Origin of the sequence: Kitasatospora humi (genome assembly GCF_020907985.1) — a bacterium.
Taxonomy (GTDB): Bacteria; Actinomycetota; Actinomycetes; order Streptomycetales; family Streptomycetaceae; genus Kitasatospora; species Kitasatospora humi.
Window position 1 is genome coordinate 65,076 of sequence record NZ_JAJJPA010000035.1, and the last position, 6,055, is coordinate 71,130.

Consider the following 6,055-nt stretch of genomic DNA (forward strand, 5'->3'; position numbering starts at 1 on the left):
CTGACCCGATGGCCCGAACGATCGACCTGGAGCAGTACCGGGCCGGCGTGCTCGACGGCTCGCGCGCCTACATCGCGCGGGCCATCACGCTGGTCGAGTCCACCCGTCCCGACCACCGGGAGCTCGCCCAGCGGCTGCTCGCCGAGCTGCTGCCGCACACCGGCCGGGCGGTGCGGATCGGGATCACCGGCGTGCCGGGGGTCGGCAAGTCCACCTTCATCGAGGCGCTGGGGACCATGCTCACCGCGCGCGGCCACCGCGTCGCGGTGCTCGCCGTGGACCCCACCTCCAGCCTCACCGGCGGCTCCGTCCTGGGCGACAAGACCCGGATGGAGAGGCTGGCGGTCGACCCGAACGCCTTCGTGCGGCCCTCCCCCACCTCGGGCACCCTGGGCGGGGTCGCCCGGGCCACCCGCGAGTCCATGGTGGTGATGGAAGCCGCCGGCTACGACATCGTCCTGGTCGAGACGGTCGGCGTCGGGCAGTCGGAGACCACGGTCGCCGGCATGGTCGACTCCTTCCTGCTGCTGACGCTGGCCCGCACCGGCGACCAGCTCCAGGGCATCAAGAAGGGCGTCCTGGAACTCGCCGACCTGGTGGCGGTCAACAAGGCGGACGGCCCGCACGAGACCGACGCCCGCGCGGCCGCCCGCGAGCTGGCCGGAGCACTCCGGCTGCTCCAAGCCCCCGACGCCGCCTGGACACCCCCGGTGCTCACCTGCAGCGGCCGGGACGGCAGCGGCCTCGAAGCGCTGTGGGAACGGCTCCGGCAGCACCGCGAGATCCTCGACGCCACGGGTGGACTCGCCGCCAAGCGCCGTGACCAGCAGGTCGCCTGGACCTGGGCCATGGTCCACGACCAGCTGCTCTCCCGGCTGCACGAGCATCCGGAGGTCCGCCGGATCGCCCCCGACCTGGAGCAACGGGTCCGCGAGGGCACGCTGACCGCGACGGCGGCGGCCGACCTCATCATGGCCGGCTTCCACACAGCAGCCGCCGGGGGCTGACCACCCGTCCCGCGTGAGAACGCGCGACAGTGCCACTCGGCCGGTGCCGGCACGCCACGCCCTCTTCGGGCTCCCGCTGCCCGGCGGCCCGGCGGCCCGGCGGCCCGGCGGCCCGGAAGCACGCGGCTCCCGGACCGCCGGGCCGGCCTGCTCAGGCGCTCGTGGCGGCGCTGAAGCGGGCGGCGACGTCGGACCAGTTGACGACGTCCCAGAGGCGGGTGACGTAGTCGGGGCGGACGTTGCGGTACTGCAGGTAGTACGCGTGCTCCCAGGCGTCGAAGGCGAGCAGCGGCGTGGTGCCCTGGCCGACGTTGCCGTGGTGGTCGTAGACCTGCTCGACGATCAGGCGCTTGCCGAGCGGCTCCCAGGAGAGGATGCCCCAGCCGGAACCCTGGACGCCGACGGTGGCGGCGGTGAGCTGCTTCTTGAAGGCCTCGAAGCCGCCGAAGTGCTCCTCGATGGCGTCGCCGAGCGCGCCGTCGGGCCGGTCGCCGCCGTCCGGGGAGAGGTTCTGCCAGAAGAGCGAGTGCAGCACGTGGCCGGACAGGTGGAAGGCGAGGGTCTTCTGCAGGCCCACCAGGCCGCCGAACTGCTCCTTGTCGCGGGCCTCGGCGAGCTGCTCGATGGTGTCGTTGGCGCCCTTGACGTAGGCGGCGTGGTGCTTGGAGTGGTGCAGCTCCAGGATCTCCGCGGACATCGCCCGTTCCAGGGCGGAGTAGTCGTACGGCAGGTCAGGCAGCGTGTAAGTGCCCATCAGGACACGGCTCCTTTCAGGCAGGGACGGTCGCGTCGGCGAACACACTATTGCGCATGGCTTGCAATAGCCACCATAGTGCTACAGCATGTCTGACGCGGGGTCGGCCCGTCAGCCGACCGGAAGCACTCCCCGAGCGGGCGCTCCTTCCTGACTGGCGATCGTCTTCCCAACCGGCGCCCGCCGGGACCCAGGCCGACCCCGCACCGCGCCGCACGGGCGGGGTCGGCAAGCCGGCCGGCACGTCCCCTGGCCGGACTCCCACCGCGCTCCGCCCGGAAGGTCGACGGCGTGCGCGGAGCCCCCTTTTGAGGACCGGCGGCGCGTGGCGGGCTCCGGCCGCATGGTGCTGCGCGCGGATCGAGGTGGAGTCGACGGAGATGTCCCAGTCGATCCCCCCGGCGGCATCCGCCTCCGCCCGGACCCGCTGGAGCACGCTCCCCCGTCCCATCACACCCCCGAAGAGCCCGCCCCGCCCCGCAGAGCCGTCGCGGATCGGCCCCGCCACCGCGCTCCTGCCGGCGGCGGGCACCGGGGCCGCGGCCTACGGGCTCGACCCAGCAGGTCCGCGTCCTCCTGGTCTCATCCTCGCGACGTCATCCTGGCGACGGATCGGACCACCGCTGCTCGCCGCACGGCTACAGCACCGATCGTTCCATGGACTGACGCGCTGTCACCGTCCTTGGTCCAAGCTGGGACTGCGGCCTTCCGCGCCACTTCCCAGCCGCCCATCCCGATCAGGACAGAGATCCCATGTACCGCAACGCACTGCGCAACTTGTTGGCCCACAAGGGCCGATTGCTGATGACAGCGCTGGCCATCATGCTCGGGACCGCCTTCGTGGCCGGTAGCATGGTCTTCTCCGACACCATCGACCAGGCCGCCAAGAACAGCTACTCAAGGAGTTTCGACGGCCTGTCCGTGATGGTCGCCGACATGGCGGCGTCCGCTTCCGACTACCGGGGCCAGCGGAGCACCGCCGAGCTGAACGAGAGCACGGTCGCCCAGATCGCGGCACTTCCCGGGGTGGCGAAGACGCGGGCGGTGGTCAGCGACTTCACCGGCGTCACCGACAAGCAGAACAAGCTGATCGGCCCCGCATGGAGCGACATGGCCGCGAACTTCGTGCCGGACGCCTCCGGGACGGACCCCCGCTACCCGATGGTCCAGGGACGTGGCCCGCGCGCGGCCGGCGAGATCGCCCTCGACCAGCAGACCGCCAGGTCGGGCGGCTACCAGATCGGCGACACCGTGCGGATCGCCGTCAACGGTCCGGCCGTGCCGACCGTACTGACCGGGATCTTCACCACGAAGGACCCAATGGTCGCCGGCGGCGGCTCACTGACCCTGCTCGACACCGCCACCGCGCAGAAGATGCTGCTGACGCCCGGTCAGTACAGCAGCATCGAGGTGACCGCCAAGCCCGGCACCTCCGACCAGGCCCTGCGCGACCAGGTCGCGAAGGTGGTGCCCGACGACAGCAGGCGCTTCATCGTCGGGACCGCCGACCAGATGCGGGCCGAGCAGGCCACCATGGTCGCCCAGCGCACCAACAGCCTCGAGTTGATCCTCCTCACCTTCGCCGCCATCTCGCTCTTCGTCGGCATCTTCATCATCGCCAACACCTTCACCATGCTCATCGCGCAGCGGACCAAGGAGCTGGCGCTGCTGCGCGCGATCGGCGCCGCCCGCGCCCAGGTCACCAAGTCGGTGCTGGCCGAGGCCGCGGTGATCGGCCTACTCTCCGCGGCGGCCGGCCTGCTGGCCGGCATCGGCGTCGGCGCCGGCCTGCAGTCGGGCCTGCAGTCGATCGCAAGGGGCATGCCCACCGGCGCGCTGGTCGTCTCACCGAGCACCGCCATCACCGTCCTGGCGGTCGGCGTGCTGGTCACCATGGGCTCCGCCCTGCTGCCCGCCATCCGGGCCTCCAGGATCGCGCCGGTCGCGGCGATGAGCAGCGGCGACCAGCCGACGACCCAGAAGAGCCTGCTGATCCGCAACAGCATCGGCACGCTGGTCACCGCCCTCGGCGTCGGCCTGATCCTGCTGGGCGTGATGTCGGACAACTCCAAGCAGCAGTACCTGCGGCCGGGCGCGCTGTTCGTCACGGTCGGGATCCTGATCCTGCTGCCGCTGCTCTCCCGACCCGCGATCGCCATGGCCGGCCCGTCCATGACCCGACTGTTCGGCACCCCGGGCAAGCTGGCCCGGCTGAACGCGGTGCGCAGCCCGCGCCGCACCGCCGCCACGGCCGGCGCGATCGCCATCGGCCTGAGTCTGGTCACCGCGATGACCGTGATCGGCAGCTCCGTGAACGACGCGGTGACCCGGTCCGTGAACGACGCGGTCAAAGCCGACTTCGCCGTCGTCATGACCAACGGCCACGGCCTGTCCAGCCAGCTTCCCGCGGACATCGGCAAGGCGCCGGGAGTGGCCGCGGTCAGCGCGGTCACCTCGATGAACACCACGGTGGACGGCTCCAGGCGCACCATCGAGGGCCTGGACGCCGACAGCTTCGAACAGCTGGTCAAGCCGTCCATGACCGCCGGCTCCGCCGACACGCTGAAGCAGGGGCAGGCACTGGTCGACACCACCTTCGCGCAGAACAACAGCCTCATCGCCGGCTCGACCATCAACGTGAGCTACCCCGACGGGGCGGCCGCCACGCTGACCGTCGGCGGTGTCTTCAAGGACAACCAGGTGCTCTCCCCGATCCTGCTCGCCAACTCCGTGATCGCCAAGCACAACCCGCAGCCGCTCATCACCCAGGCCCTGGTCAAGGGCGCCAACGGACCGAGCCAGGCCCTCAAGCAGGCCATCGTCACCACCACCGGTGACAGCCCGGTGATCGAAGTCCGCGACAAGCACGCCATGGCAACCGACTTCAGCTCCACCGTGAAGTCCGCAATGAACCTGCTCTACGTCATGCTCGGCATGTCCGTCCTGGTCGCCGCCCTGGGCGTGGTCAACACCATGGCGATGTCCGTCTTCGAGCGCAAGCGCGAGATCGGCCTGCTGCGCGCACTCGGCCTGCACCGGGGCGGCATCAGGCAGATGGTCCGCCTCGAATCGGCGGTCGTCTCGGTCTTCGGCGCCGTGGTCGGCATGGTCCTCGGCAGCTACCTGGCCTGGGCGGAGGTCAACGCCCTGGTCGTGGAGCTGCCCAACATCAACACGGTGCTCCCCTTCGGCGAGCTGCTCCTGTTCCTGGTCATCGCCGGCGCGGTGGGCATCATCGCCGGCCTCTGGCCCGCCCGGCAGGCCGCCCGGATGGACATCCTCGACAGCATCAACGCCTCCTGACCCAACACCTGACGAACAGCCAGTCCACCAGCACACCTCTTCCGGTGCCCGCCCCGGCCCCCAGGGCGGCGAGGCGGGCACCAGAGCACAGACCTAGGAGACATCCAGTGACAATGGCATCCGCGGCCCCGCGGTCAGCAGCCCCCGGCAGCCCGTCCGCCAACGCCGCCTCGGCGCGCCAGGTCACCAAGGCCTACGGCGCGGACGAGACCCGGGTCACGGCGCTCAACGCGGTCGATGTGGACATCCAGCGCGGCCGGTTCACCGCGATCATGGGCCCGTCCGGGTCCGGCAAGTCCACCCTGATGCACTGCCTCGCCGGCCTGGACACCGTGACCGAGGGCCAGATCTGGATCGGCGACACCGAGATCACCGGACTCAAGGACAAGCAGCTCACCCAACTGCGCCGGGACAAGATCGGCTTCATCTTCCAGGCCTTCAACCTGCTGCCCACCCTGAACGCCATCGAGAACATCACGCTGCCGATGGACATCGCCGGCCGCAAGCCCGACCAGGCCTGGCTGGACCAGGTGGTCTCCACCGTCGGCCTGGCCGACCGCCTCAAGCACCGGCCGACCCAGCTCTCCGGCGGCCAACAGCAGCGCGTCGCGGTGGCCCGCGCCCTCGCTTCCCGCCCCGAGATCATCTTCGGTGACGAGCCGACCGGAAACCTGGACTCCCGCTCCGGCGCCGAGGTGCTCACCTTCCTGCGCCGCTCGGTCGACGAGCTCGCCCAGACCATCGTCATGGTGACCCACGACCCGTCCGCCGCCGCCTACGCCGACCGCGTCCTCTTCCTCGCCGACGGCAGCATCGTCGACGAGATGCACGGCCCCACCGCCGATGCCGTGCTCGACCGGATGCGCCGCTTCGACGGCAAGCGCACCAGCTGAGCCCGGAGCACGCGAGAGGGTGTGGCCCGGGTGCTCGCTCGGCGACGCTCTTGGTCAGGTACTTGGTGAGGTAGCGGATGCAGCGGTTGGCCTCGGGG

The 6,055-nt window shown here is 70.9% G+C and carries 4 protein-coding genes; 3 read left to right on the forward strand and 1 reads right to left on the reverse strand.

Annotated elements, in window-relative coordinates:
- Positions 1 to 8 precede the first annotated feature (8 nt).
- Positions 9 to 1,007, forward strand: coding sequence for a methylmalonyl Co-A mutase-associated GTPase MeaB (meaB, locus tag LN042_RS26590; protein ID WP_230053914.1), 999 nt, complete (start codon positions 9 to 11; stop codon positions 1,005 to 1,007).
- 151 nt (positions 1,008 to 1,158) lie between these two features.
- Here meaB and LN042_RS26595 read toward each other — a convergent pair whose 3' ends face one another.
- Complete coding sequence (locus LN042_RS26595; protein ID WP_230053915.1) at positions 1,159 to 1,761, reverse strand: superoxide dismutase; 603 nt, start codon at positions 1,759 to 1,761, stop codon at positions 1,159 to 1,161.
- A gap of 753 nt (positions 1,762 to 2,514) precedes the next feature.
- On the opposite strand from LN042_RS26595, the gene LN042_RS26605 reads away from it, so the two are divergent.
- Together LN042_RS26605 and LN042_RS26610 are read left to right on the forward strand one after the other, a co-directional pair.
- Positions 2,515 to 5,064, forward strand: coding sequence for an ABC transporter permease (locus tag LN042_RS26605; protein WP_230053916.1), 2,550 nt, complete (start codon positions 2,515 to 2,517; stop codon positions 5,062 to 5,064).
- A gap of 113 nt (positions 5,065 to 5,177) precedes the next feature.
- Entirely contained in the window at positions 5,178 to 5,957 is a 780-nt protein-coding gene (locus LN042_RS26610) for an ABC transporter ATP-binding protein (protein ID WP_230053918.1), read from the forward strand.
- Positions 5,958 to 6,055 lie beyond the last annotated feature (98 nt).

Excerpts from the sequence above, each read along its gene's own strand:
- LN042_RS26605 (WP_230053916.1), top strand. The coding sequence starts at position 2,515 with ATGTACCGCAACGCACTGCGCAACTTGTTGGCCCACAAGGGCCGATTG.
- LN042_RS26610 (WP_230053918.1), top strand. The coding sequence starts at position 5,178 with ATGGCATCCGCGGCCCCGCGGTCAGCAGCCCCCGGCAGCCCGTCCGCC.
- LN042_RS26595 (WP_230053915.1), bottom strand. The coding sequence starts at position 1,761 with ATGGGCACTTACACGCTGCCTGACCTGCCGTACGACTACTCCGCCCTG.
- meaB (WP_230053914.1), top strand. The coding sequence starts at position 9 with ATGGCCCGAACGATCGACCTGGAGCAGTACCGGGCCGGCGTGCTCGAC.